Genomic DNA, 23,861 nt, shown 5'->3' on the forward strand with positions numbered 1-23,861 from the left:
GCACCTTTCAGCAGCTTAAAAAAGGATTCAATACCCCAGCGCCAGTAATATAGCTAAACGACTTAATTTTGATTACATTATTTAAATGAGCTATTCAATTGATTTTAGACGTAAAGTGATATCTACACGGGAAGAAGAAGGGTTGAGTATCCGAGAAACAGCGAAGCAATTTCGGATTGGCCCTGCCTCTGTATCGCGTTGGATTAATCAAATAGCGTCAAAAGCATCGACCACGCGTCAGCGAAAGAGCGATAAATCCGAGTTGATAAAAGATGTTGAACCATATCCAGATGCTTACCAAAAAGAACGTGCAGAGCGTTTTGGCGTTTGTCAGAAGGCCATTTGGCAAGCTCTTAAAAAGCTGGGATTGACCTATAAAAAAACGCTACGTCATCCGAAAGCCGACGAAAGCGCCCGGCAAGCATTTCAACAAAAAATACAACAGTATGAAAAAGAAGGTAAACCTATTGTTTTTATTGATGAAAGTGGTTTTCCACACGATACCCCACGGACTCACGGCTATTCCCCAAAAGGTCAACGGTGTTTTGGCCTGAAGAACGGGGGAGCCAAGGGAAGAACAAATGTTATCGGCGCTTTATTAGGCACAACGCTGTTTGCTATCGGATTATTTGATATCAATATTAACAGCGATGTTTTCTATTCCTGGGTCACACAAGTCCTTATCCCAGTACTCCCTAAAAACAGGGTAATCGTGATGGACAATGCAACTTTTCACAAAAAACATAATATTCAACAAGTCATCATCGATGCAGGGTATATGGTGGAGTATTTGCCTACATATTCGCCAGATCTTAACCCCATTGAGCATAAATGGGCACAAGCAAAAAAAGAGAGAGTGGTTGCGATACAGAGATTTTGTTCTCAGTCCATATGGTGTAATCAAAATTAAGTCGCTTGGCTATACCAGCGAGCGACTTCCGCGCTGGTGATCTCGTTGCTAACGTTTGTGAGCAGCGTCCAGCGTCCGATAAATTTACCGTGAGTATCGGTAAGGCGAACCACAACTAATCTGAGTGTCAGAGCTACGCCTGGCTGAACTTTCACTCGCCGTCCGGTGCTCTTGTCTTTCCACTTCGGTTTTGCTGTTCGCGTTATGATCACGGATGTTTCCCCGATCTCCATATTGGCTTTTTTCCCTTTCCAGCCAACCTGTCCGTTTGCGATAAATGGCAGATCGTCTGCAATTTCACCAATTTTACGGGTGTCACCGCCCCACTCGGCCCGATGCCCTTCCTTTCCCCGGATAAGCCAACATATTCCCTGGGAGCTTAATGTGCGCATATGCCCGATAGAGTCACTTTCACGGTCAATGAGATGAACTAACTTCTTCCCGGTATCAAGAGACTCAACGCGGGCGATATCAGCCGTCAAAGCATCCATATGAGTCAGACTCTCAGACAAGCCCTCGGTTAGCGTTGAACGACAACCCGCCCTATCGGTTAGAGTTTGAGACAGGGGCGCTATTGGTAAACCATTTGCAGCATCAACCAGTAGGCGGGTTTGTAGTTCATAACCGACGTCGCCACCATGCGTCATTTTCAAACGTTCTTCTTTCCCATTGTGGGTACGAAACTGTAAATGAGACCAGTCGTGAACGACGGGAGCGTATGGATGCAGGCTAAGTGCAACCTGCCGGAGAGCCAGCGAAATAATCGGTTCATTGAGCTGACTGAAGCTAATACGTTCATTATTAAAAAAACGCCAAACGGCCTGAGTAGTGGCGAATGTTGTTTTCTGCGCGCAGGCAAGGTCTTTAACGGCTGACGCCAATGGTGCTGGGGGAGTCATGTGTTGCTTAACCAGACGCTGATAACGCCGGTTAAGGCGGGCCTCAATCCCGCCGATGGATAAGTTGAGATCATGCAGCAACGTAATAGCAGATATTGCAAAAGATGTGTAGATATAGCCAAGCGACATTATTTTGATAACAATTAACTGTATTTTTTGCCACATATCAGGGTATTTGCTGTAATCATTTTTAAGTCGGTTGGCTATACCTATGGGTTGGAGGCGAGGATATCTTTGCCCACTACTCGACGATTCAAATGGACGGTTATCGCACGCTGAAGGCAGGCCAGGCGATCAGATTTTATGTTCATAAAGGTCCTAAAGGAAATCACGCCAGTTTGATCGTCCCGCTGGTCGCCGAGGCCGTAGCCTAGCGGTGGTTTGAAACACGTTCGCTATTATCCACAGAAGAAAATGCTGGTTTTACAACCGGCATTTTTATTTTGGATTCTCTAAGAGCGGTTCGGCTCAATCAGCTCGGCCACGCGCCAACCAGAGCACGTGTGAAAAAAGCGTGCGAATCAACACAGGAATGGCGTCATTACCGCGTTCAGCCGCAGCCATTGCCACCTCGATAGCCAAATCCGGTTTTGAGGCGCGGTGAATCGCTTTCACAATCACTTTCGCGGCCGAGAGCGGCACATTCTCCGGCAGTTGTGCAACGCGGTGAAAAACGTCCTTATAGCCATTGCGATACATAAAATGCTCCATATCAGGGGCAGAAAGCATCGTGATGTGGTCACGATCGGTTTCCCCCTGTTTGGTGAGCAGGCTGCGTGCCGTAGCAGCATACTTTTTACCTGCGTCATCGCCGTCCACCAGCACATGCCACTCAATACCCATGCGGTGCGCAAATTTCAGCAGCGGTCGTAACCCTGATTGTGCAAATTCAATGACACGCACCCCTTCTGCCTCAAAGTGATGCCCACATTGACGACCGAGTTCGCTAAGCATCCACACTTCCGTTTCCCCTTCAACCAGCAGCCAGCAGCGCGCAAACAGCGATGAGGGGCGATTAAAGCGGATATGGAACGCTATACGGCGGCTATCTTCAGGACTCATCCCTTGCTTCCCGATACGGTAAGTCGCCACCCGCGAGGACTCCCGCACTAGGCGGCACACCTGCTCTACCGGCACCAGCGACAGCAGATCGCCGGAATTGGTGGTGGTGACTTTTTGCAAGGGCAAGTGCATCAGCAACGCCCAGGCAACCGACAGCATGATCGGGTGTAATCGTGTTTCAGGGTCTTCTACCAGCAACAGCGGACGCGATTCCGTATCCAGCGATACCGCGCCTTTCGCCTGCAACAGCGTCGAAAACAGTTCGAGCAGGATGATTCGACGGCTGCGGCTATTGGGATCGCTCAGCATTCGGTTGATATTATCCAGAGAGCGCCAGGATTTTCCGTTGTGCGCATGCGCATGGGGAGGATGGCGCGGCGTAACGCCCTCATCGCCCAGCTCGGAAAAGTAATGCTCGAGCAGTTGGCGCATCGCCACAATCCCTTGACGCAGATCCTTATCGGTCAGTCGCTGCGGATTGCGAGTCAGTTCCTGCATCAGCTGGTTGAGGTGTTGAGTCAGATCGTCGCTGTTACTCTCCCGCACCTGCAACGGCACCACGTCAACCCGTTTGCGCTGGGTAAAACGCACATCACGCAGCCACAAAACCGGGTGCAAACGAATGAGTTCACGCCCCAGCGCATCAATGTTTTCCAGCGCCAGCGGCTGCCCGTCCGCGTCAAGGAAACTGCGCCAAGTGCACACCGCGCCGCTGTCATCCACTTCACCTTCCAGACGGTAGAAAATGCGCTGTAATCTTCCCTCGCCCCTGACCCAAACCGGTGCCAGGGCACGGTAACTCGGCCCAAGGTGATGCCCGACGCCACTTTCACAGAAGGTGAAAATAACCTGCAAGTGGTGTTCCCGGCTCGCTTCATCGCCGGGCGTAAAATGGAAATCCTGCAAAGAGAAAGGGTACAACGGCAACACTGGCGACAGCAGCAGGGATAGGGCATCCAACAAACTTGACTTGCCCCAAGCATTTTCCCCAATCAAGACCGTATTGTGCTCCAGTACCAGTGACAGACGATTAATGCCGCGGAACCCAACAATTTCCACGCTTTCAAGGTACATGCACACCTCCTGATGTTCGGGCTGCACAACTGCACCGCACTGTTTTTCATTGTAAACCATAACGAGCGGGCTTTACCGACGTTGGTGTGTCATCCACAAGATGTCTTTTCTGTGATCCCTTACGGGTTCGAACTTGCGTCACCAGACGTGTTTATCTTCATTGTCTTATAGCCAAGCGACATTATTTTGATAACAATTAGCTGTATTTTTTTGTCACATATTAGGGCATTAGCTGTAATCATTTTTAAGTCGGTTGGCTATACAGTACGCCAGCACGTCATTCCCTGAGCGGAGCAGCGTGACATAGGAACGAATGGTTTTATCAACCGCCTGCCTGTCAAGGTTGGCATAGGTATCTACACATCTTTTGCAATATCTGCTATTACGTTGCTGCATGATCTCAACTTATCCATCGGCGGGATTGATGCCCGCCTTAACCGGCGTTATCAGCGTCTGGTTAAGCAACACATGACTCCCCCAGCACCATTGGCGTCAGCCGTTAAAGACCTTGCCTGCACGCAGAAAACAACATTCGCCACTACTCAGGCCGTTTGGCGTTTTTTTAATAATGAACGTATTAGCTTCAGTCAGCTCAATGAACCGATTATTTCGCTGGCTCTCCGGCAGGTTGCACTTAGCCCGCATCCATACGCTCCCGTCGTTCACGACTGGTCTCATTTACAGTTTCGTACCCACAATGGGAAAGAAGAAAGTTTGAAAATGACGCATGGTGGCGACGTCGGTTATGAACTACAAACCAGCCTACTGCTTGATGCTGCAAATGGTTTACCAATAGCGCCCCTGTCTCAAACTCTAACCGAGGGCTTGTCTGAGAGTCTGACTCATATGGATGCTTTAACGGCTGATATCGCCAACCGACTTAAAAATGATTACACCATATGGACTGAGAACAAAATCTCTGTATCGCAACCACTCTCTCTTTTTTTGCTTGTGCCCATTTATGCTCAATGGGGTTAAGATCTGGCAAATACTCCACCATATACCCTGCATCGATGATGACTTGTTGAATATTATGTTTTTTGTGAAAAGTTGCATTGTCCATCACGATTACCCTGTTTTTAGGGAGTACTGGGATAAGGACTTGTGTGACCCAGGAATAGAAAACATCGCTGTTAATATTGATATCAAATAATCCGATAGCAAACAGCGTTGTGCCTAATAAAGCGCCGATAACATTTGTTCTTCCCTTGGCTCCCCCGTTCTTCAGCCCAAAACACCGTTGACCTTTTGGGGAATAGCCGTGAATCCGTGGGGTATCGTGTGGAAAACCACTTTCATCAATAAAAACAATAGGCTTACCTTCTTTTTCATACTGTTGTATTTTTTGTTGAAATGCTTGCCGGGCGCTTTCGTCGGCTTTCGGATGGCGTAGAGTTTTTTTTATAGGTCAATCCCAGCTTTTTAAGAGCTTGCCAAATGGCCTTCTGACAAACACCAAAACGCTCTGCACGTTCTTTTTGGTAAGCATCTGGATATGGTTCAACATCTTTTATCAACTCGGATTTATCGATCTTTCGCTGACGCGTGGTCGATGCTTTTGACGCTATTTGATTAATCCAACGCAATACAGAGGTAGAGCCAATCCGAAATTGCTTCGCTGTTTCTCGGATACTCAACCCTTCTTCTTCCCGTGTAGATATCACTTTACCTCTAAAATCAATTGAATAGCTCATTTAAATAATGTAATCAAAATTAAGTCGTTTAGCTATACAAATCATCATAAAAGCGTTGTCCGCTTTATCGATTGCCGGTGTATCAGCGACCATTGCCAGCGACGGAAGTAACGCTGCGCCGGCAAAGCCTAATAATGAAGAGACACGTATTTTCATTTTCATCCATCCCAATTTTTCGCCAGCGAGCATTACAGTGCGGCGTCGTCAGTTTCGCCCGTACGAATACGGATAACGCGTTGCAGTTCAGCAACAAAAATCTTACCGTCGCCAATTTTAGCGGTGTAAGCCGCTTTACTAATCACATCAACGACTTCATCAACCTGATCGTCAGCGATAGAAATATCAATTTTCACTTTCGGCAAAAAATTGACGCTATATTCAGCACCGCGATACAGCTCGGCATGGCCTTTCTGGCGTCCAAATCCCTTCACCTCAGTGAGGGTAAGCCCCTAGATGCCGACAGAAGATAAGGCTTCACGCACATCTTCCAGCTTGAATGGTTTTATAGCTAAACAACTTAATTTTGATTACATTATTTAAATGAGCTATTCAATTGATTTTAGAGGTAAAGTGATATCTACACGGGAAGAAGAAGGGTTGAGTATCCGAGAAACAGCGAAGCAATTTCGGATTGGCTCTACCTCTGTATTGCGTTGGATTAATCAAATAGCGTCAAAAGCATCGACCACGCGGCAGCGAAAGATCGGCTTTGTTGAATAATAGGTAATCATGCTGTTTTTCCATGCCAGTTTTGGTTGAAAATGCTTGTCATCTCAGGTGTACACTTTTCTCATGATGCCTAACTGCATGATTTTACGTTGCGAGGATCCGTCGTTTCACTGGGCTGCCAGCATAAAATCTATTTATTCAACAAAGCACGAAAGATCGATAAATCCGAGTTGATAAAAGATGTTGAACCATATCCAGATGCTTACCAAAAAGAACGTGCAGAGCGTTTTGGTGTTTGTCAGAAGGCCATTTGGCAAGCTCTTAAAAAGCTGGGATTGACCTATAAAAAAAACTCTACGCCATCCGAAAGCCGACGAAAGCGCCCGGCAAGCATTTCAACAAAAAATACAACAGTATGAAAAAGAAGGTAAACCTATTGTTTTTATTGATGAAAGTGGTTTTCCACATGATACCCCACGGACTCACGGCTATTCCCCAAAAGGTCAACGGTGTTTTGGCCTGAAGAACGGGGGAGCCAAGGGAAGAACAAATGTTATCGGCGCTTTATTAGGCACAACGCTGTTTGCTATCGGATTATTTGATATCAATATTAACAGCGATGTTTTCTATTCCTGGGTCACACAAGTCCTTATCCCAGTACTCCCTAAAAACAGGGTAATCGTGATGGACAATGCAACTTTTCACAAAAAACATAATATTCAACAAGTCATCATCGATGCAGGGTATATGGTGGAGTATTTGCCTACATATTCGCCAGATCTTAACCCCATTGAGCATAAATGAGCACAAGCAAAAAAAGAGAGAGTGGTTGCGATACAGAGATTTTGTTCTCAGTCCATATGGTGTAATCAAAATTAAGTCGCTTGGCTATAAAGGTGTAGTTACCGAGCGTATTGTTTTTGATCAGGCGAAAGGCTGCATTGTCCACATGGGAATAGGTGGATATTTCGGAAAGATCGCGACACACGATGGTGAAGTTGTGGTTGCTGTCCAGATGGCGAATTTGGCAAATGCGCTCCATCGCATTTTTCTCCCCCAGCATACATCCCAATGCGTAACCGGAATCGGTGGGATAAACCAGCACACCACCTTTACGCAGCACATCAACAGATTGATTGATCAACCGTGGCTGAGGGTTTTGTGGATGAATATAAAAAAACTGACTCATGATACGTCCTTAAGCTTCGAATTTAGCGCGACATTTCACATCCGTCGCGGTGCAACGCGTCTGCGGTCAACGGCAGTGAAGCCAGCACAGGATGTTGCCACACAGGCGTTACACCGCTTGGCAAGCAGAGCTTGCGTCCCAACTCTATCCAAGCACAGGGACGGTGAAAATCAGAGCCCTGCGAGGCATAGAGCTGAAAATCCTGCGCGTAACGCGCCAGTTGAGTTCGTTCGTCCGGCGCTTGTTGGCACTGGGCGACCTCCATCGCATCTCCCGCTGCTGCCACAAAACTGGTCAGCACCCGCTTGAGCCATTTGGGAGACAAATCATAGCGCCCAAGATGTGCCAGTACCGCCACACCGCCCGCATGATGAATAACATCAACGGCTTCTGGTATTGTACACCACTGCGGCGGGACATATCCGGTTTTCCCTTTTGCCAGATAGGATTTGAACACCTGCCCCACATTGCTGGCTTTGCCCTGCTCCACCAGAAAACGGGCAAAATGACCACGTGTGATTTCTCCCTCTCCGGCAAGGCGCTGTGCCCCTTCCAGTGCGCCCGGAATACGCGCCTTCTCCAACCGTTCACTGATTGCCTGTGCACGCTGCCAGCGGCGCTCCTTCTGCTGTTCGAGCAGATGCGTCAGGGCGATGTGTTCGGGATCAATACCTAAACCGACAATATGAATCTCATGATTTTCCCACAGGGTGGAGATCTCAACCCCAGGCACCAGCCGTAACGGCAGATTCAATGCGGCTATCGCCTGCTGCGCGGCAGCCACGCCTGCCACGGTATCGTGATCGGTAATCGCCAGAACACCAACGCGCATCTCAACGGCGCGTTGTACCAGTTCACCGGGCGACAGTTCTCCATCCGAAGCGGTAGTGTGGCTGTGCAAATCAAACAACGGACTGGGAGACAGAGCAACGGAAAGTTCGGACACACAGGCACCTATGGTTGTTAATGCTGCTCAGGGGATCTGAGACGCGGGACATCATGCCATTAAACACCGCCGGAGGGGAACCACACGACTGTGGTGCTATAGCCAAGCGACTTAATTTTGATTACATTATTTAAATGAGCTATTTAATTGATTTTAGACGTAAAGTGATATCTACACGGGAAGAAGAAGGGTTGAGTATCCGAGAAACAGCGAAGCAATTTCGGATTGGCCCTGCCTCTGTATCGCGTTGGATTAATCAAATAGCGTCAAAAGCATCGACCACGCGTCAGCGAAAGAGCGATAAATCCGAGTTGATAAAAGATGTTGAACCATATCCAGATGCTTACCAAAAAGAACGTGCAGAGCGTTTTGGCGTTTGTCAGAAGGCCATTTGGCAAGCTCTTAAAAAGCTGGGATTGACCTATAAAAAAACGCTACGTCATCCGAAAGCCGACGAAAGCGCCCGGCAAGCATTTCAACAAAAAATACAACAGTATGAAAAATAAGGCAGACCTATTGTTTTTATTGATGAAAGTGGTTTTCCAGACGATACCCCACAGACTCACGGCTATTCCCCAAAAGGTCAACGGTGTTTTGCCCTGAAGAACGGGGGAGCCAAGGGAAGAACAAATGTTATCGGCGCCTTATTAGGCACAACGCTGTTTGTTATCGGATTATTTGATATCAATATTAACAGCGATGTTTTCTATTCTTGGGTCACACAAGTCCTTATCCCAGTACTCCCTAAAAACACTGTAATCGTGATGGACAGTGCAACTTTTCACAAAAAACATAATATTCAACAAGTCATCATCGATGCAGGGTATATGGTGGAGTATTTGCCTACATATTCGCCAGATCTTAACCCCATTGAGCATAAGTGGGCACAAGCAAAAAAAGAGAGAGTGGTTGCGATACAGAGATTTTGTTCTCAGTCCATATGGTGTAATCAAAATTAAGTCGCTTGGCTATATAACAAGGCCCTCAAGCAGCGCGCTTCTCTAACCGTATGGCTAGATGAATCAGCCATTGCTGCATGGACGGAAAAAAACACTACTGAACGGCGTGGACGACCGCTCCACTACTCAGATATGGCCATCACCACAGTCCTGATGATGAAACGCGTGTTTGGCCTTTCATTGAGGGCTTTACAGGGCTTTGGTGACTCAATTTTTAAACTGATTAAATTGTCGCTCCATTGTCCAGACTATTCGCTGCTCAGCAAGCGAGCAAAGACAGTGAACATCAGCATAAAAACGCCAACCCGTGGTGAAATCTCACATCTGGTCATTGATGGAACCGGCCTGAAGGTCTTTGGCGAAGGCGAATGGAAAGTCCGGCAGCATGGTGCCGACAGACGCAGGGTATGGCGTAAGCTGCACCTGGCAGTAGACAGTGTGACGCATGAGATTATCTGTGCGGATTTGTCGCTCAGTGGTATGACTGATGCCCAAGCTCTACCGGCGCTGATAAATCAGACCCACCGGAAAATCAGAGAGGCATCGGCTGACGGCGCTTAGGATACAGTTTACTGCTATGATGCTCTGCTGAGGAAGAAAATAAGGCCGCTTATCCCGCCACGAAGGGGGGCGCAATATTGGCAAGATCGCTACCACGAGCGTAACCCCGCTGTTGCAAATCAGCGCATTAGCGGTAGTAACGCTATCTGGAAAAAGAAAGTGGGCTATCACCGGCGCTCAGTGGCTGAAACGGCCATGTTCCGGTTCAAAAGGCTTCTGGGTGGTCATCTAAGTCTGAGAGACTACGATGGTCAGGTGGGTGAAGCCATGGCCATGGTCAAAGCGCTTAACCTGATCACGCTATTAGGAATGCCGAACAGTATTCGCATCACGTAACAATCGACCCGTATGGGGTGCAGTCGTTACAAGTTCTGATTTATTCAACAAAGCCCAGCGCTATGGTAAAAAGGCCGCGCCACAGGAAATCGCGAGCCTGACATTCAGCCCGTGTAAATCAGAGATTACCTCTACTTTGTCTCGGTACTTTTCTGACCCAATGTAATGATATGATTGATATAAGTAGAGTAACACCACATGCATCAAGAGCAGTTCAAGTGAAATCATATGCCCTTCGATAACGTTTACAGTGAAAAGCGCCTGCCCAGCCGCGTGCGGGATATCTGGCAATTTTTCCATCGCGATACGCTGGCGATGATTGGGCTGTACGGTTTTTTGGCGCTGCTGTTTCTGTGTCTGTTTGGCTCTGCTATCGCCCCTTATGCCATCGATCAGCAATTTCTGGGCTATCAATTGCTGCCGCCTTCCTGGTCACATTACGGGGAAGTGTCCTTCTTTCTCGGTACAGACGATCTGGGGCGCGATCTATTAAGCCGGTTATTGACCGGTACTGCGGCGACCGTCGGTTCAGCGTTGATCGTCACCTATGCGGCGGCGTTCTGCGGCATTGTGCTCGGTACATTAGCTGGCGTAACGCACGGTCTGCGTTCCGCATTATTAAACCATATCCTTGATACGTTGCTGTCAATACCGTCATTGCTGCTGGCTATCGTGGTGATCGCCTTTATCGGCCCGGATTTGACGCACGCTATGCTGGCCGTGTTGCTGGCGCTGCTGCCGCGTATGGTGAGAACGCTCTACACCGCCGTGCACGATGAGATGGATAAGGAATATGTGATCGCCGCCCGATTAGACGGTGCATCAACCCGCTATATCATTTGGTACGTGGTGTCACCCAATATCGGGCCGGTGCTGGTGTCCGAGTTTACCCGCGCACTCTCTATCGCCATTCTGGACATTTCAGCACTGGGCTTTCTCGATCTGGGCGCTCAAATGCCAACGCCCGAATGGGGCGCCATGTTAGGTAATTCGCTGGAACTGGTTTATGCCGCGCCCTGGATGGTGATGTTGCCGGGTGTAGCCATTACCCTCAGCGTACTGATTGTGAATCTGCTGGGCGATGGCATCCGCCGTTCCCTGCTGTCACAAATGGATTAATAGCGGAGACAAACCATGGCACTACTCGATATTCGTAATCTGACCATTGAATTCCTTACGCCTGACGGTCCGGTCAAGGCCGTCGATCGCGTCAGCATTACCCTGACCGAAGGGGAAATCCGCGGCCTGGTGGGAGAATCGGGCTCGGGCAAGAGCCTTATCGCGAAAGCCATCTGCGGCGTAACCAAAGATAACTGGCGGGTGACGGCTGACCGCTTCCGCTTTGATGATATCGACTTGCTGCAACTCTCACCCCGTGCACGGCGTAAGCTGGTGGGCCACAACGTGTCGATGATTTTTCAGGAGCCACAATCCTGTCTCGATCCCTCCGAGCACATAGGCAAACAGCTGATGCTTGCCATTCCCGGCTGGACCTACAAAGGTCGTTGGTGGCAACGCTTTCAGTGGCGCAAACGCCGCGCCATCGAACTGTTGCACCGGGTAGGCATTAAGGATCACAAAGATATCATGCGCAGTTACCCCTACGAATTGACGGAGGGTGAATGCCAGAAGGTAATGATTGCCATCGCTTTGGCGAACCAGCCGCGTCTGCTGATCGCCGATGAACCGACCAATGCGATGGAATCGACCACGCAGGCGCAGATTTTCCGGCTTCTGTCGCGACTGAATCAAAACAATAACACCAGCATTTTATTGATCAGTCATGACCTGCAAACCATGAGTAAATGGGCCGATCGCATCAACGTGCTTTACTGCGGACAAACGGTGGAAAGCGCGCCAAGTGAAGAGCTGATCACCGCACCGCACCACCCTTACACCCAAGCGCTGATCCGCGCCATGCCCGATTTCGGGCGTTCGTTGCCGCACAAAAGCAGACTCAACACGCTGCTGGGCGCTATTCCGTCACTAGAGTATCTACCGGTAGGCTGCCGTCTCGGTCCGCGTTGCCCCTACTCGCAGAAAAAATGCATGCAAACACCACTGTTGGTATCGACCAAAAATCACTGGTTTGCCTGCCATTTCCCGCTTAATACGGAGGAGCAATAATGGATGACATTCTGCTCGAAGCGCGCAACCTGACCAAAACGTTCCGCTACCGTACCGGGTTATTTTACCGCCAACACGTTGAAGCTGTGAAATCCGTGAGTTTCACGCTGCGTGAACGGCAGACGCTGGCGATTATCGGTGAGAACGGCTCCGGCAAATCGACCCTAGCGAAAATGCTGGCGGGGGTCATCCCACCGACCTCCGGTGAACTGCTGATTAACGATCATCCTTTGTGCTACGGCGATTATCGCTTCCGTTGCCAGCAGGTGCGCATGATTTTTCAAGACGCGGGCAATGCGCTCAATCCACGCCAGCGTATTGGCCAACTGCTTGATATGCCGCTGCGGTTGAATACCACATTGAACGCTCACGAGCGGGAAAAAATGATCAACCAGACGCTGCAACAGGTAGGCCTGCGCCCTGATCACGCCTACTACTACCCGCAGACGTTGGCACCCGGCCAAAAACAGCGCGTGGGATTGGCACGGGCGTTGATCTTGCAGCCCAAGGTGATCGTCGCTGACGAGGCACTGGCCTCGTTAGATATGTCGATGCGCTCGCAACTCATTAATTTGATGTTGGAACTTCAGGAAGAACAAGGCATCTCCTATATTTATGTCACTCAGCATCTGGGCATGATGAAGCACATCAGCGATCAGATCGTGGTAATGCATGACGGTGAAGTGGTCGAGCGAGGCAGCACCGCAGACGTGCTGGCCGCGCCGCTACACGATTTGACCAAACGCCTGATTGCCAGCCACTTTGGCGAAGCACTCAGTGCCGATGCCTGGCGCCGTGACGGCGCGCAATTTTAGCCGGATTCGCCAGCGCGACATCGTGGCAAACGCGCGGGTGATACTGCTCGGAGTACCCCACGGGGGGCAACCATGCTAGAATCGCCCGGTTTACTCACTTCGAACGCCCTGATTAACGCATTCTGTGCAGGCGTTCGCAGCAACTATAATCACAAGGATTACTGCTATGGGTTTTCTAACCGGTAAGCGCATTTTGATAACGGGTGTTGCCAGTAACCGCTCAATTGCATTCGGTATCGCACAGGCGATGCAACGCGAAGGCGCTGAACTGGCGTTTACGTACCAGAACGACAAGCTGAAATCGCGTGTTGAAGGCTTCGCACAAGAGCTGGGTTCCAGAATCGTACTGCCGTGCGACGTTGCGGAGGATGCCAGCATTGAAGCGCTGTTTGCCGAACTGGCTAACGTATGGCCGACCTTTGACGGTTTTGTCCACTCCATCGCGTTCGCTCCAGGCGACCAACTGGATGGTGATTACGTCGACGCTGTGACCCGTGACGGTTTCCGCGTTGCGCACGATATCAGCTCCTACAGCTTCGTGGCGATGGCAAAAGCCTGCCGCGCCATGCTGAACCCGAACTCCGCGCTGGTCACACTCTCCTACCTCGGTGCCGAGCGCGCTATCCCGAACTACAACGTGATGGGTCTGGCCAAAGCCTCTCTGGAGGCCAACGTTCGCTACATGGCTAACGCCATGGGCGCGCAAGGTGTGCGTGTTAACGCCATTTCCGCTGGTCCCATCCGCACGCTGGCTGCGTCTGGCATCAAAAACTTCAAGAAAATGCTTTCCCACTGTGAGGCGGTAACGCCTATCCGCCGTGTGGTCACCATTGAAGATGTAGGTAATACGGCTGCGTTCTTGTGCTCGGATCTGGCTGCGGGTATCTCCGGTGAAGTCCTGCACGTGGATGGCGGCTTCAATATCGCCGCCATGAATGAGCTGGAACTGGATTAATTTCCAACCGCTATCGGTAAAAACCACAGGCATCCGGTGGTTTTTTTTCGTTCAAACTCAACCTGCATTTTCTGCCAGGCACGTTTGTGCGAAAACAAAGAAATTTTGTGCCAGGGCAGTAACCTTGCCAACTGGAGCCACAACCAGTGCCGCCTGACGCTGCATCGGTGGCAGTGTGAGTGGGCGAAAACGCAGTGCGGGTGTCATTTCCGGCAACAGACTCCCTTGAGGCACGACGGCACAGCCCAATCCTAAAAAGACGCTTTGCATCAATTGCATCACCGAGGCACTTTCCACTTTGACCTTTGGCGTCACACCTGACTCACGAAAGTGTCCATCGAGATAACGCCGAAAATATAGCCAAGCGACTTAATTTTGATTACACCATATGGACTGAGAACAAAATCTCTGTATCGCAACCACTCTCTTTTTTTGCTTGTGCCCATTTATGCTCAATGGGGTTAAGATCTGGCGAATATGTAGGCAAATACTCCACCATATACCCTGCATCGATGATGACTTGTTGAATATTATGTTTTTTGTGAAAAGTTGCATTGTCCATCACGATTACACTGTTTTTAGGGAGCCTGTTTAAGATTTTGTGTAAATGCCTTTCCTCAGAAGTGACCGTCAAGGCGGTCACCGAACTCGATAATAAAGCGACTCATTGCCATACGCCAGTCCTGTAAGGGCATCTTCCATTTCTGTGATGCCGCCTGGATTGCCAGCCATACGACCTTCTTCACCGAGTCATTAGTCGGGAACACCTTGCGTTTCTTGATTGCATGCCGGAGCACGCTGTTCAGTGATTCTATAGCGTTCGTCGTGTAGATTACCTTGCGAATTTCCTGCGGGTACGAGAAGAATGTCGACAGGTTGGCCCAGTTTGACTGCCAGCTCCGGCTTATCTGCGGATAGCGGTGATCCCATGTCCCACCGAACGTCTCCAGCGCCTGAAGCGCGGCCTCTTCGGTTGGAGCCTGATACACTGCTTTGAGGTCGCGTGTTACCGCCTTATAGTCCTTCCAGACAACGAAGCGCAGACTGTTGTGCACCATGTGCACGATGCACAACTGGATGCGGGCTTCCGGGTAGACCGTGTTGATGGCATCCGGGAACCCTTTCAGGCCGTCCACACAGGCAATCAGGATGTCGGTCAGGCCACGGTTTTTCAGTTCTGTCAGCACGTTCAGCCAGAACTTTGCGCCTTCATTTTCGAGCCTGTACACGAGATTGTGTAATTGCCTGATTTTGATATGTTCAATCCAACATCAAAAGCAGGTTACTTTATGGACGAAAAACAGTTACAGGCTCTGGCTAACGAGCTGCCCAAAAATCTCAAAACCCCTGACGCTCTCAACCCGTTTGATCGCCTGCTGAAAAAGATCTGCGTTGAAGCTGCCCTTAATGCTGAAATGACCCATCACCTCGGGCATGAGAAGCCCCAGTCCAAATCTGGAACTAACACGCGCAATGGCTACTCCACAAAGACTGTTACCACCGGCGATGGTCCGCTGGAACTGCGTACACCACGTGATCGTGATGGTTCCTTTGAACCGCAACTGGTGAAGAAGAACCAGACCCGGCTCACCGGGATGGATAACCAGATTTTATCGTTGTATGCCAAAGGGATGACCACCCGCGAAATTGCCGCTGCGTTCAAAGAACTGTATGACGCGGATGTCTCACTCGCCCTGGTATCGAAGGTCACCGATGCCGTTATGGAGCCGGTTGTTGAATGGCAAAACCGCCCCCTGGATGCGGTTTATCCCATTGTTTACCTTGACTGTATCGTTCTGAAAGTCCGGCAGGACAGCCGCGTTATCAATAAGTCTGTGTTCCTGGCGCTGGGTATCAATATCGAAGGCCAGAAAGAGCTACTGGGGATGTGGCTGGCCGAAAATGAAGGTGCAAAGTTCTGGCTGAACGTGCTGACAGAACTGAAAAACCGTGGCCTGACCGACATCCTGATTGCCTGTGTGGACGGCCTGAAAGGGTTCCCGGATGCCATCAACACGGTCTACCCGGAAGCCCGCATCCAGTTGTGCATCGTGCACATGGTGCTCAACAGTCTGCGCTTCGTTGCCTGGAAGGACTATAAGGCGGTAACACGCTACCTCAAAGCAGTGTATCAGGCTCCAACCGAAGAGGCCGCGCTTCAGGCGCTGGAGGCGTTCGGTGGGACATGGGATCACCGCTATCCGCAGATAAGCCGGAGCTGGCAGTCAAACTGGGCCAACCTGTCGACATTCTTCTCGTACCCGCAGGAACTTCGCAAGGTAATCTACACGACGAACGCTATAGAATCACTGAACAGCGTGCTCCGGCATGCAATCAAGAAACGCAAGGTGTTCCCGACTAATGACTCGGTGAAGAAGGTCGTATGGCTGGCAATCCAGGCGGCATCACAGAAATGGACGATGCCCTTACAGGACTGGCGTATGGCAATGAGTCGCTTTATTATCGAGTTCGGTGACCGCCTTGACGGTCACTTCTGAGGAAAGGCATTTACACAAAATCTTAAACAGGCTCCAATTGAGCATAAATGGGCACAAGCAAAAAGCAAAAAGAGAGAGTGGTTGCGATACAGAGATTTTGTTCTCAGTCCATATGATGTAATCAAAATTAAGTCGGTTGGCTATATCTGGCGGTGGTGGATGCCACCACATGGTCCGAGATTGAACGGCAATCCGGTTTAGGCGAAGCGCAATTACGCGCCGTGGCCGATATTAATCAGCGCTCGCCGCGCGTCATTTGCACCTGTGCCATAGGAGTAACACAGCATAAACATTCCGTTGCCACCGTGCGGGAGATCGTCAATCTGCAACGAGTTATTAGCAAATCTGGTGTATGGCGATCAGGCTACGTTCCGCTCTGATGCTTCGTGAATCTGTTCTCCATCCTTAAATTGGACGTTGCTTACAACCAGGGTCAGCAGGTCAAATCCTCTTAGTCGGTTCCAGCTTTTCTGAGCAGACTGGAGCAGCTTAAATACCATTGACAGGGTTGTTTCTCTCGAACCAAGGCTTTGTTGAATAAATAGAACTTTTGGGTAATCATCGGAGCAGATCAACACAGTTGTTTCAAAATCAGCTCTCCATGGCAAAACAAAATTTTAAAATCACCAGCTGGCCCTCTAACAAGGCCCTCAAGCAGCGCGGTTCTCTAACCGTATGGCTAGATGAATCAGCCATTGCTGCATGGACGGAAAAAACACTACTGAACGGCGTGGACGACCGCTCCACTACTCAGATATGGCCATCATCACAGTCCTGATGATGAAACGCGTGTTTGGCCTTTCATTGAGGGCTTTACAGGGCTTGGTGACTCGATTTTTAAACTGATTAAATTGTCGCTCCATTGTCCAGACTATTCGCTGCTCAGCAAGCGAGCAAAGACAGTGAACATCAGCATAAAAACGCCAACCTCTGGTGAAATCTCACATCTGGTCATTGATGAAACCGGCCTGAAGGTCTTTGGCGAAGGCGAATGGAAAGTCCGGCAGCATGGTGCCGACAGACGCAGGGTATGGCGTAAGCTGCACCTGGCAGTAGACAGTGTGACGCATGAGATTATCTGTGCGGATTTGTCGCTCAGTGGTACGACTGATGCCCAAGCTCTAGCGGCGCTGATAAACCAGACCCACCGGAAAATCAGAGAGGCATCGGCTGACGGCGCTTAGGATACAGTTTACTGCTATGATGCTCTGCTGAGGAAGAAGATAAGGCCGCTTATCCCGCCACGAAGGGGGGCGCAATATTGGCAAGATCGCTACCACGAGCGTAACCCCGCTGTTGCAAATCAGCGCATTAGCGGCAGTAACGATATCTGGAAAAAGAAAGTGGGCTATCACCGGCGCTCAGTGGCTGAAACGGCCATGTTCCGGTTCAAAAGGCTTCTGGGTGGTCATCTAAGTCTGAGAGACTACGATGCTCAGGTGGGTGAAGCCATGGCCATGGTCAAAGTGCTTAACCTGATCACGCTATTAGGAATGCCGAACAGTATTCGCATCACGTAACAATCGACCCGTATGGGGCGCAGTCGTTACAAGTTCTGATTTATTCAACAAAGCCTCGAACCAGAGTTCTTCGCGCGTCTGCTTAGTAGCCTCACAGTCGCAAAAGCCAATTCAATCGGATTTGTCGTTCTTATTGACGCCCAGTGCTCTGACGGGAAGTCGTAGAATGCCAGCAGTTCTTCTCGAGCTTTCTCTAGCTTCTTCATCGCTGCAGGATACTTCGCTGAAAACCTTGCCAACAAAACATCAAAGGCTTCATTAGCGGCATCGCGGCTCTCTGCTAGCCAAACCTCCCGCAGCTCAGCCTTAACTTTCGGTTGCATGGCTTTGGGGAGTGAAGCCAACACATTAGCGGTTTTGTGCACCCAACAGCGTTGGTGCTGCGTGTCCGGGAATATCTTTGCCATTGCATTCCAAAAACCAAGGGCACCGTCTCCCGTAGTCAGCTTGGGAGATACGGTTAGGCCACGTGCTCGCAGGCCATTAAGAAGTTCGGCCCAGTTTGCTTCTGACTCTCGATAACCATCTTCGACCGCAACCAGCTCCTTACGTCCATGCTCAGTGACGCTGATAATGACCAGCAGGCAAAGGCGATCATCTTGCCTGACATGGCTGTATAGCCAACCGACTTAAAAATGATTACAGCCAATGCCCTGATATGTGGCAAAAAATACAGCTAATTGTTATCAAAATAATGTCGCTTGGCTATATATGCCATCGGCCCAGAAATAAACGTAGCTCGTATCGCTTAAATCACGCAGGCACCATTGCCTGTGCTCTTCAAGCCATTGCTGTTTCAGTCTGCTGATGGTACTGGCAGAGAGGCCATTAGCTTTTTCACCGAGAAGCGCCCTCAGGGCTTCGTGAAAATCACCGGTGGATATGCCCCGCAGGTACAGCCATGGTAGCAACTCTTCGACGCTTTTTGCACGTTTCAGATAAGGCGGCAACAACGCGCTGTTGAAGCATATTCCGTTGCCGCTGCGCTCCCTGACCTTAGGCACTTTAATTTCAACATCCCCAATACCCGTCTGTATGGTTCGCTGTGGCAAATAGCCGTTACGAACGACAGCATGACGCCCGTCGTCAAGGCAGCGTTCAGCATGTTGTTGCAGCATGGCTTCGAGCTCAACGTCAACGGCGGCAGCTATCAGTTGCCTGGCACCATTACGAATGAGTTCATGCAAGGGATCACCGGCAATATCTGGTTCCGCGGAGACCTGTAGGGTAGACTTTTTCATGGGGTATCATCTCTCTGCTGTTGAAATCATCCACGAAATCAATCAGCAGGATACGCCACCCTCCCCGAAACCCCGTACACCAGAAATGAGCATAACTCCAATTGAATAGCTCAGTTAAATAATGTAATCAAAATTAAGTCGTTTAGCTATATTAAATTTTTTCACCAATACGCTACCAGAAATAGCGGACTCGCTGACGTCCAGAATTCACGATCGTTTTCAGGTGCTCAAACCTGCATCTTGAGGTTTATTGGGTATATGCTTTATAAGATGAAAATTTCAGTATATCGAGTTGATACTTTGCGCTAAGTAACCAGTATGGCCGTTATTTTCCGCTTTGTGCTAGGCTGTGTCCCTTAATTGCTTGAGCTATAGTATCCATCTGTTTCTACGACACTTTTGATTATGGCTCACTACGATCTTTCTGATGAAGCATGGGCAATCATTGAGCCCTTGTTGCCAACCGTTTTGACATCTCCGCGGGCCGGTCTGCCGTGGGCAGAACATCGAAAAATCTTCAACGGCATGTTCTGGATACTGCGTTCAGGCGCACCATGGCGTGATTTACCTGAACGTTACGGCCCATGGAAAACCGTTTATAACCGTTTCAATAGATGGTCAAAGTCTGGAATCATTAACATTATTTTCAATAAGTTACTTTCATTTCTTGATGCTCATGGACTTGTTGACTGGCCAGCCACTGCGCTGGATGGCAGTAATATCCGTGCGCTCAAATGTGCGGCTGGCGCTTAAAAAAACATCTCGATATTACCAGCGATAATAGCCTGGGTCGCTCACGAGGTGGTTATGGCACCAAAATCCACATGGCGACTGACGGAAGCGGCATCCCGCTAAACATCGTACTGAGTGCTGGGCAGGGTCACGAAAGCCTGTTTGCGTTACGACTCCTGGACGGAATTGGCGTGCAACGCCAGAACGGCAGCATGAAGCGTCGTTGCCATGCAGTACTGATCGTGATGCTTATCGCCGTCGCAACGTTGTGGAAAGGTGTTTTGGCCGTTTAAAGGAATATCGACGGATCGCCACACATTATGAAAAAATGGCAAGAAACTATCTAGCAATGGTGAAACTGGGCTGCATCCGCTTGTTTTACCGCCGGTTACGCAATTAAGGGACACAGCCTAGGGTGTGTTAACCCAGCAATTCGAGGGCAAAAGCAAGAGGTACGCCGCGATTACGTGGATAAATACTGGTTTTTATGCTGGCTGCTATTATAATCTCGCGCAACCTTTTTTCCCCTCAGACTCGAATTAAGCCAATTTAACGTTGGTCAGGATAGATTTTATGAGTGAAAAGTACGTCGTCACCTGGAATATGTTGCAAATTCATGCCCGTAAACTGGCACAGCGTTTGCTGCCAGCCGAACAATGGAAAGGCATTATTGCCGTTAGCCGTGGCGGGTTGGTTCCCGGTGCACTGCTGGCGCGTGAATTAGGCATCCGTCATGTGGATACCGTGTGTATCTCCAGCTATGACCACGACAACCAGCGTGAGCTGACTGTCCTGAAACGTGCCGATGGAGACGGTGAAGGATTTATCCTGATCGACGATCTGGTGGATACCGGGGGAACGGCGAGAACGATTCGCGATATGTATCCGAAAGCGCATTTTATCACCATCTTCGCCAAGCCTGCCGGGCGCCCACTGCTTGATGACTACGTGGTCGATATCCCACAGGACACCTGGATTGAGCAACCGTGGGACATGGGCGTAGTGTTTGTTCCGCCCTTGGCTGGACGGTAACAGGCTGGACGGTAATCGCCTTCTGGCATAGCGTTCAGACGCTAACTAATGTTATGTTAATTGCTCGGCTTTGCGCCGGACAATTTTTTTAAAGGCTCAAAGAAGCCTGTGCAGCACTTTCATTCCGATGCGCATCTGCCGTGCGTTTTCGTGTTCTCAATCATGCCGTATCTAGGAGACTGTCGTGGTTCAAGCCAATCTCTCTGAGACACTGTTTAAACCCTCGTTCAAACATCAAGAGACATCAACGTTGCTCAGGCGCGCTCGCCACCATGAAGACGTTGAACGCCATTCCGCGCTGGAAGGGCGATATTCAAAACACTGGTATCGCACACTGAACCGCCTGATGTGGATCTGGCGCGGTGTCGATCCACGTGAAATCGAAAAAGTGCTGGCACGGATTACGGTCAGCACGGCTAAGCGCAGCAATGAACATTTTCTGGATACCGTGGTGGGTTACCGCAGCGGCAACTGGATTTACGAGTGGGCCAAGCAGGGGGCTGCCTGGCAAGCCAAAGCGATGGAAAGCGAAGAGACCCAGCACGATGGCCACTATTGGCTGAATGCGGCCAATCTCTACAGCATTGCGGCTTATCCTTATATCAAAGGGGACGAACTGGCGGAGCAGGCACAAACACTGGCGAACCGCGCCTATGAAGAAGCGGCTAACTATCTGCCGTATCAGCTAAAAGCGCTGGATTTTCCCATCGAAGGTGGCGGTAATCTGCGCGGCTTTTTGCACTTGCCTGAGCAGGGCTCAGCACCGTTCCCGACCGTGCTGATGTGTGGCACGCTCGATATGCTGCAAAGTGACTATTATCGCCTGTTCAGCGACTACCTAGCTCCGGCTGGCATGGCTATGCTGACCATTGATGTGCCGTCGGTAGGCTTTTCATCGCGCTGGAAGTTAAGTGAAGACAGCAGTTTCCTGCATCGACAGGTGTTGCGCGTACTGCCTGATATCCCTTGGGTCGATCACTGTCGCGTTGGTGCCTTTGGTTTTCGTTTCGGTGCCAATATCGCGGTGCGGCTGGCTTATCTGGATCAAGGCCGTTTGCGCGGTGTCGCAACGCTTGGCCCCATCGTGCACCATTTGCTGTGTGATACGCAGCGCCAACATGAGGTGCCGGATATGTATATGGACGTGCTGGCCAGTCGCCTTGGCATGGCAAATGCTACTGACACAGCGCTGAAAACGGAATTGGGCCGCTACTCGCTTAAAACGCAGGGGCTACTGGGCCACCGTTGCCCGACACCAATGCTGGCGTGCTATTGGGATAATGACCTGCTGTGCCCGAAAGAAGAAGCGAGCCTGATCGTCAATTCGTCCACCAACGGTAAATTGTTGCCCATCAAGTCGGCGCCGATATACCGTAATTTTCATCAGGCATTGGGCCATATCAGCGATTGGCTAAAGGACGCGCTGAACGGCTAAGCATCGGACTCACAAAGAAAGAATATAGACAAGCGACTTAATTTTGATTACACCATATGGACTGAGAAGAGCCTGTTTAAGATTTTGTGTAAATGCCTTTCCTCAGAAGTGACCGTCAAGACGGTCACCGAACTCGATAATAAAGCGACTCATTGCCATACGCCAGTCCTGTAAGGGCATCGTCCATTTCTGTGATGCCGCCTGGATTGCCAGCCATACGACCTTCTTCACCGAGTCATCAGTCGGGAACACCTTGCGTTTCTTGATTGCATGCTGGAGCACGCTGTTCAGGTTCAGTGATTCTATAGCGTTCGTCGTGTAGATTATAGCCAAGCGACTTAATTTTGATTACACCATATGGACTGAGAACAAAATCTCTGTATCGCAACCACTCTCTCTTTTTTTGCTTTTTGCTTGTGCCCATTTATGCTCAATGGGGTTAAGATCTGGCGAATATGTAGGCAAATACTCCACCATATACCCTGCATCGATGATGACTTGTTGAATATTATGTTTTTTGTGAAAAGTTGCATTGTCCATCACGATTACCCTGTTTTTAGTGAGTACTGGGATAAGGACTTGTGTGACCCAGGAATAGAAAACATCGCTGTTAATATTGATATCAAATAATCCGATAGCAAACAGCGTTGTGCCTAATAACGCGCCGATAACATTTGTTCTTCCCTTGGCTCCCCCGTTCTTCAGGCCAAAACACCGTTGACCTTTTGGGGAATAGCAGTGAGTCCGTGGGGTATCGTGTGGAAAACCACTTTCATCAATAAAAACAATAGGTTTGCCTTTTTTCATACTGTTGTATTTTTTGTTGAAATGCTTGCCGGGCGCTTTCGTCGGCTTTCGGATGGTGTAGAGTTTTTTTTATAGGTCAATCCCAGCTTTTTAAGAGCTTGCCAAATGGCCTTCTGACAAACGCCAAAACGCTCTGCACGTTCTTTTTGGTAAGCATCTGGATATGGTTCAACATCTTTTATCAACTCGGATTTATCGCTCTTTCGCTGACGCGTGGTCGATGCTTTTGACGCTATTTGATTAATCCAACGCGATACAGAGGCAGGGCCAATCCGAAATTGCTTCGCTGTTTCTCGGATACTCAACCCTTCTTCTTCCCGTGTAGATATCACTTTACGTCTAAAATCAATTGAATAGCTTATTTAAATAATGTAATCAAAATTAAGTCGTTTAGCTATAA

29 protein-coding genes and 10 pseudogenes are annotated in these 23,861 nt (G+C 49.6%); 19 read left to right on the top strand and 20 right to left on the bottom strand.

Annotated features, from left to right (window positions below; all coding sequences use genetic code 11):
* The first annotated feature begins 85 nt into the window (after positions 1-85).
* Complete coding sequence (locus tag ACD630_RS16760; protein ID WP_430359725.1) at positions 86-910, top strand: IS630 family transposase; 825 nt, start codon at positions 86-88, stop codon at positions 908-910.
* Here the strand turns inward: ACD630_RS16760 and ACD630_RS16765 are convergent.
* Positions 907-1,974, bottom strand: coding sequence for a hypothetical protein (locus tag ACD630_RS16765; protein ID WP_430359726.1), 1,068 nt, complete (start codon positions 1,972-1,974; stop codon positions 907-909). The genes ACD630_RS16760 and ACD630_RS16765 overlap by 4 nt on opposite strands.
* A gap of 53 nt (positions 1,975-2,027) precedes the next feature.
* Between ACD630_RS16765 and ACD630_RS16770 the strand changes: the two are divergent.
* Positions 2,028-2,183, top strand: a pseudogene (locus ACD630_RS16770) (cold shock domain-containing protein); the annotation flags it as partial.
* 94 nt (positions 2,184-2,277) lie between these two features.
* Here the strand turns inward: ACD630_RS16770 and ACD630_RS16775 are convergent.
* The 3 genes from ACD630_RS16775 to ACD630_RS16785 form a co-directional block, all read right to left on the bottom strand.
* Positions 2,278-3,945 carry a DUF2813 domain-containing protein gene (locus ACD630_RS16775; protein ID WP_430359727.1) on the bottom strand — a complete coding sequence of 556 codons (1,668 nt, stop codon included), beginning with the start codon at positions 3,943-3,945 and terminating at the stop codon, positions 2,278-2,280.
* Between the two features lie 119 nt (positions 3,946-4,064).
* Positions 4,065-4,187: a hypothetical protein gene (locus ACD630_RS16780; RefSeq protein ID WP_430359728.1), complete on the bottom strand. Its 123-nt coding sequence runs from the start codon at positions 4,185-4,187 to the stop codon at positions 4,065-4,067.
* Positions 4,174-4,341, bottom strand: a complete 168-nt coding sequence (locus ACD630_RS16785) for a hypothetical protein (RefSeq protein WP_430359729.1) — start codon at positions 4,339-4,341, stop codon at positions 4,174-4,176. The genes ACD630_RS16780 and ACD630_RS16785 overlap by 14 nt, the downstream gene beginning before the upstream one ends.
* Between ACD630_RS16785 and ACD630_RS16790 the strand changes: the two genes are divergently transcribed.
* Complete coding sequence (locus ACD630_RS16790) at positions 4,333-4,923, top strand: hypothetical protein (RefSeq protein ID WP_430359730.1); 591 nt, start codon at positions 4,333-4,335, stop codon at positions 4,921-4,923. The genes ACD630_RS16785 and ACD630_RS16790 overlap by 9 nt on opposite strands.
* On the opposite strand, the gene ACD630_RS16795 is transcribed toward ACD630_RS16790, so the two are convergent.
* From ACD630_RS16795 to glnK, 4 genes and pseudogenes are all read right to left on the bottom strand, one after another.
* Positions 4,826-5,212: a transposase gene (locus ACD630_RS16795; protein WP_430360108.1), complete on the bottom strand. Its 387-nt coding sequence runs from the start codon at positions 5,210-5,212 to the stop codon at positions 4,826-4,828. The two genes, ACD630_RS16790 and ACD630_RS16795, sit on opposite strands and share 98 nt — an antisense overlap.
* A 61-nt stretch (positions 5,213-5,273) precedes the next feature.
* On the bottom strand, positions 5,274-5,639 hold the full coding sequence (locus tag ACD630_RS16800; protein WP_430359731.1) for an IS630 transposase-related protein: 366 nt from the start codon (positions 5,637-5,639) through the stop codon (positions 5,274-5,276).
* A complete protein-coding gene (locus ACD630_RS16805) occupies positions 5,640-5,828 on the bottom strand; it encodes a hypothetical protein (protein ID WP_430359732.1) in 189 nt (62 codons plus the stop codon).
* Positions 5,828-6,145 (bottom strand): annotated as a pseudogene (gene glnK / locus ACD630_RS16810) (P-II family nitrogen regulator). The gene ACD630_RS16805 and the pseudogene glnK overlap by 1 nt, the downstream one beginning before the upstream one ends.
* Positions 6,146-6,179: 34 nt before the next feature.
* On the opposite strand from glnK, the gene ACD630_RS16815 reads away from it, so the two are divergent.
* The 3 genes from ACD630_RS16815 (at position 6,180) to ACD630_RS16825 (ending at position 7,112) form a co-directional block, all read left to right on the top strand.
* Positions 6,180-6,359 carry an IS630 transposase-related protein gene (locus ACD630_RS16815; RefSeq protein ID WP_430359733.1) on the top strand — a complete coding sequence of 60 codons (180 nt, stop codon included), beginning with the start codon at positions 6,180-6,182 and terminating at the stop codon, positions 6,357-6,359.
* A gap of 98 nt (positions 6,360-6,457) precedes the next feature.
* On the top strand, positions 6,458-6,727 hold the full coding sequence (locus ACD630_RS16820; protein WP_430359734.1) for an IS630 transposase-related protein: 270 nt from the start codon (positions 6,458-6,460) through the stop codon (positions 6,725-6,727).
* Positions 6,651-7,112 carry an IS630 family transposase gene (locus ACD630_RS16825; RefSeq protein ID WP_430360109.1) on the top strand — a complete coding sequence of 154 codons (462 nt, stop codon included), beginning with the start codon at positions 6,651-6,653 and terminating at the stop codon, positions 7,110-7,112. The genes ACD630_RS16820 and ACD630_RS16825 overlap by 77 nt, the downstream gene beginning before the upstream one ends.
* A 79-nt stretch (positions 7,113-7,191) precedes the next feature.
* Here the strand turns inward: ACD630_RS16825 and ACD630_RS16830 are convergent.
* Positions 7,192-7,497 (bottom strand): annotated as a pseudogene (locus ACD630_RS16830) (Sua5/YciO/YrdC/YwlC family protein); the annotation flags it as partial.
* Positions 7,498-7,519: 22 nt separating this feature from the next.
* Entirely contained in the window at positions 7,520-8,443 is a 924-nt protein-coding gene (gene rnm, locus ACD630_RS16835; protein WP_430359735.1) for an RNase RNM, read from the bottom strand.
* A 134-nt stretch (positions 8,444-8,577) separates the two neighbouring features.
* Between rnm and ACD630_RS16840 the strand changes: the two genes are divergently transcribed.
* The 7 genes and pseudogenes from ACD630_RS16840 to fabI all read left to right on the top strand — a co-directional run bounded on the left by ACD630_RS16840 (position 8,578) and on the right by fabI (position 14,196).
* Positions 8,578-8,949 carry an IS630 transposase-related protein gene (locus tag ACD630_RS16840; protein WP_430359736.1) on the top strand — a complete coding sequence of 124 codons (372 nt, stop codon included), beginning with the start codon at positions 8,578-8,580 and terminating at the stop codon, positions 8,947-8,949.
* An 18-nt stretch (positions 8,950-8,967) separates the two neighbouring features.
* Positions 8,968-9,402 carry a transposase gene (locus tag ACD630_RS16845; protein ID WP_430360110.1) on the top strand — a complete coding sequence of 145 codons (435 nt, stop codon included), beginning with the start codon at positions 8,968-8,970 and terminating at the stop codon, positions 9,400-9,402.
* Positions 9,403-9,414: 12 nt separating this feature from the next.
* Positions 9,415-10,299 (top strand): annotated as a pseudogene (locus ACD630_RS16850) (IS5 family transposase); the annotation flags it as partial.
* A 228-nt stretch (positions 10,300-10,527) separates the two neighbouring features.
* Positions 10,528-11,418, top strand: a complete 891-nt coding sequence (gene sapC, locus ACD630_RS16855) for a putrescine export ABC transporter permease SapC (protein WP_430359737.1) — start codon at positions 10,528-10,530, stop codon at positions 11,416-11,418.
* 15 nt (positions 11,419-11,433) lie between these two features.
* Entirely contained in the window at positions 11,434-12,426 is a 993-nt protein-coding gene (gene sapD, locus ACD630_RS16860; RefSeq protein WP_430359738.1) for a putrescine export ABC transporter ATP-binding protein SapD, read from the top strand.
* Positions 12,426-13,241, top strand: coding sequence for a putrescine export ABC transporter ATP-binding protein SapF (gene sapF / locus ACD630_RS16865; RefSeq protein WP_430359739.1), 816 nt, complete (start codon positions 12,426-12,428; stop codon positions 13,239-13,241). The genes sapD and sapF overlap by 1 nt, the downstream gene beginning before the upstream one ends.
* Before the next feature lie 166 nt (positions 13,242-13,407).
* Positions 13,408-14,196: an enoyl-ACP reductase FabI gene (fabI, locus tag ACD630_RS16870; RefSeq protein ID WP_430359740.1), complete on the top strand. Its 789-nt coding sequence runs from the start codon at positions 13,408-13,410 to the stop codon at positions 14,194-14,196.
* A 57-nt stretch (positions 14,197-14,253) separates the two neighbouring features.
* On the opposite strand, the gene ACD630_RS16875 is transcribed toward fabI, so the two are convergent.
* The 4 genes and pseudogenes from ACD630_RS16875 to ACD630_RS16890 form a co-directional block, all read right to left on the bottom strand.
* Positions 14,254-14,511, bottom strand: coding sequence for a hypothetical protein (locus tag ACD630_RS16875; RefSeq protein ID WP_430359741.1), 258 nt, complete (start codon positions 14,509-14,511; stop codon positions 14,254-14,256).
* Positions 14,508-14,642, bottom strand: a complete 135-nt coding sequence (locus ACD630_RS16880) for a hypothetical protein (protein ID WP_430359742.1) — start codon at positions 14,640-14,642, stop codon at positions 14,508-14,510. The genes ACD630_RS16875 and ACD630_RS16880 overlap by 4 nt, the downstream gene beginning before the upstream one ends.
* Complete coding sequence (locus ACD630_RS16885) at positions 14,576-14,830, bottom strand: transposase (RefSeq protein WP_430359743.1); 255 nt, start codon at positions 14,828-14,830, stop codon at positions 14,576-14,578. Before ACD630_RS16885 ends, ACD630_RS16880 begins: the two co-directional genes overlap by 67 nt.
* A pseudogene (locus tag ACD630_RS16890) lies at positions 14,814-15,413 on the bottom strand (IS256 family transposase); the annotation flags it as partial. The pseudogene ACD630_RS16890 and the gene ACD630_RS16885, both read right to left, overlap by 17 nt.
* A 72-nt stretch (positions 15,414-15,485) precedes the next feature.
* On the opposite strand from ACD630_RS16890, the gene ACD630_RS16895 reads away from it, so the two are divergent.
* Positions 15,486-16,694, top strand: coding sequence for an IS256 family transposase (locus ACD630_RS16895; RefSeq protein ID WP_430360111.1), 1,209 nt, complete (start codon positions 15,486-15,488; stop codon positions 16,692-16,694).
* Positions 16,678-16,815 (top strand): hypothetical protein, encoded by a 138-nt coding sequence (locus tag ACD630_RS16900; protein ID WP_430359744.1) that lies wholly within the window; start codon positions 16,678-16,680, stop codon positions 16,813-16,815. The genes ACD630_RS16895 and ACD630_RS16900 overlap by 17 nt, the downstream gene beginning before the upstream one ends.
* Before the next feature lie 238 nt (positions 16,816-17,053).
* On the opposite strand, the pseudogene ACD630_RS16905 reads toward ACD630_RS16900, so the two are convergent.
* A pseudogene (locus ACD630_RS16905) lies at positions 17,054-17,227 on the bottom strand (IS256 family transposase); the annotation flags it as partial.
* Between the two features lie 68 nt (positions 17,228-17,295).
* Between ACD630_RS16905 and ACD630_RS16910 the strand changes: the two are divergent.
* A pseudogene (locus tag ACD630_RS16910) lies at positions 17,296-18,214 on the top strand (IS5 family transposase).
* 53 nt (positions 18,215-18,267) lie between these two features.
* Here the strand turns inward: ACD630_RS16910 and ACD630_RS16915 are convergent.
* Positions 18,268-19,455 (bottom strand): annotated as a pseudogene (locus tag ACD630_RS16915) (IS256 family transposase); the annotation flags it as partial.
* Between the two features lie 405 nt (positions 19,456-19,860).
* Between ACD630_RS16915 and ACD630_RS16920 the strand changes: the two are divergent.
* The 3 genes and pseudogenes from ACD630_RS16920 (at position 19,861) to frsA (ending at position 22,654) form a co-directional block, all read left to right on the top strand.
* A pseudogene (locus ACD630_RS16920) lies at positions 19,861-20,587 on the top strand (IS5 family transposase).
* A gap of 173 nt (positions 20,588-20,760) precedes the next feature.
* The gene (gene gpt / locus ACD630_RS16925) at positions 20,761-21,219 is read left to right on the top strand and encodes a xanthine phosphoribosyltransferase (RefSeq protein WP_430359745.1); all 459 of its coding nucleotides are present in this window, start codon (positions 20,761-20,763) and stop codon (positions 21,217-21,219) included.
* 184 nt (positions 21,220-21,403) lie between these two features.
* Positions 21,404-22,654 (top strand): esterase FrsA, encoded by a 1,251-nt coding sequence (frsA, locus tag ACD630_RS16930; protein WP_430359746.1) that lies wholly within the window; start codon positions 21,404-21,406, stop codon positions 22,652-22,654.
* Between the two features lie 102 nt (positions 22,655-22,756).
* On the opposite strand, the pseudogene ACD630_RS16935 reads toward frsA, so the two are convergent.
* The 4 genes and pseudogenes from ACD630_RS16935 to ACD630_RS16950 all read right to left on the bottom strand — a co-directional run.
* Positions 22,757-22,981: pseudogene (locus ACD630_RS16935) on the bottom strand (transposase); the annotation flags it as partial.
* Positions 22,893-23,078: a hypothetical protein gene (locus ACD630_RS16940; RefSeq protein ID WP_430359747.1), complete on the bottom strand. Its 186-nt coding sequence runs from the start codon at positions 23,076-23,078 to the stop codon at positions 22,893-22,895. The gene ACD630_RS16940 and the pseudogene ACD630_RS16935, both read right to left, overlap by 89 nt.
* Positions 23,003-23,461: an IS630 family transposase gene (locus ACD630_RS16945; protein ID WP_430359748.1), complete on the bottom strand. Its 459-nt coding sequence runs from the start codon at positions 23,459-23,461 to the stop codon at positions 23,003-23,005. The genes ACD630_RS16940 and ACD630_RS16945 overlap by 76 nt, the downstream gene beginning before the upstream one ends.
* Complete coding sequence (locus ACD630_RS16950) at positions 23,458-23,823, bottom strand: IS630 transposase-related protein (protein ID WP_430359412.1); 366 nt, start codon at positions 23,821-23,823, stop codon at positions 23,458-23,460. The genes ACD630_RS16945 and ACD630_RS16950 overlap by 4 nt, the downstream gene beginning before the upstream one ends.
* Positions 23,824-23,861: the final 38 nt, after the last annotated feature.

The sequence above is a fragment of the Symbiopectobacterium sp. RP genome, assembly GCF_050472005.1.
In the GTDB taxonomy this organism is placed as follows: Bacteria; Pseudomonadota; Gammaproteobacteria; order Enterobacterales; family Enterobacteriaceae; genus Symbiopectobacterium.

Excerpts from the sequence above, each read along its gene's own strand:
- ACD630_RS16765 (WP_430359726.1), bottom strand. The coding sequence starts at position 1,974 with ATGTGGCAAAAAATACAGTTAATTGTTATCAAAATAATGTCGCTTGGC.
- ACD630_RS16945 (WP_430359748.1), bottom strand. The coding sequence starts at position 23,461 with ATGAAAAAAGGCAAACCTATTGTTTTTATTGATGAAAGTGGTTTTCCA.
- ACD630_RS16840 (WP_430359736.1), top strand. The coding sequence starts at position 8,578 with ATGAGCTATTTAATTGATTTTAGACGTAAAGTGATATCTACACGGGAA.
- sapF (WP_430359739.1), top strand. The coding sequence starts at position 12,426 with ATGGATGACATTCTGCTCGAAGCGCGCAACCTGACCAAAACGTTCCGC.
- ACD630_RS16800 (WP_430359731.1), bottom strand. The coding sequence starts at position 5,639 with ATGAGCTATTCAATTGATTTTAGAGGTAAAGTGATATCTACACGGGAA.
- sapC (WP_430359737.1), top strand. The coding sequence starts at position 10,528 with ATGCCCTTCGATAACGTTTACAGTGAAAAGCGCCTGCCCAGCCGCGTG.
- gpt (WP_430359745.1), top strand. The coding sequence starts at position 20,761 with ATGAGTGAAAAGTACGTCGTCACCTGGAATATGTTGCAAATTCATGCC.
- ACD630_RS16940 (WP_430359747.1), bottom strand. The coding sequence starts at position 23,078 with ATGGGCACAAGCAAAAAGCAAAAAAAGAGAGAGTGGTTGCGATACAGA.
- ACD630_RS16895 (WP_430360111.1), top strand. The coding sequence starts at position 15,486 with ATGGACGAAAAACAGTTACAGGCTCTGGCTAACGAGCTGCCCAAAAAT.
- ACD630_RS16805 (WP_430359732.1), bottom strand. The coding sequence starts at position 5,828 with ATGCTCGCTGGCGAAAAATTGGGATGGATGAAAATGAAAATACGTGTC.
- ACD630_RS16815 (WP_430359733.1), top strand. The coding sequence starts at position 6,180 with ATGAGCTATTCAATTGATTTTAGAGGTAAAGTGATATCTACACGGGAA.
- ACD630_RS16775 (WP_430359727.1), bottom strand. The coding sequence starts at position 3,945 with ATGTACCTTGAAAGCGTGGAAATTGTTGGGTTCCGCGGCATTAATCGT.
- fabI (WP_430359740.1), top strand. The coding sequence starts at position 13,408 with ATGGGTTTTCTAACCGGTAAGCGCATTTTGATAACGGGTGTTGCCAGT.
- ACD630_RS16785 (WP_430359729.1), bottom strand. The coding sequence starts at position 4,341 with ATGCAGCAACGTAATAGCAGATATTGCAAAAGATGTGTAGATACCTAT.
- ACD630_RS16880 (WP_430359742.1), bottom strand. The coding sequence starts at position 14,642 with ATGGGCACAAGCAAAAAAAGAGAGTGGTTGCGATACAGAGATTTTGTT.
- ACD630_RS16760 (WP_430359725.1), top strand. The coding sequence starts at position 86 with ATGAGCTATTCAATTGATTTTAGACGTAAAGTGATATCTACACGGGAA.
- ACD630_RS16780 (WP_430359728.1), bottom strand. The coding sequence starts at position 4,187 with ATGATTACAGCTAATGCCCTAATATGTGACAAAAAAATACAGCTAATT.
- sapD (WP_430359738.1), top strand. The coding sequence starts at position 11,434 with ATGGCACTACTCGATATTCGTAATCTGACCATTGAATTCCTTACGCCT.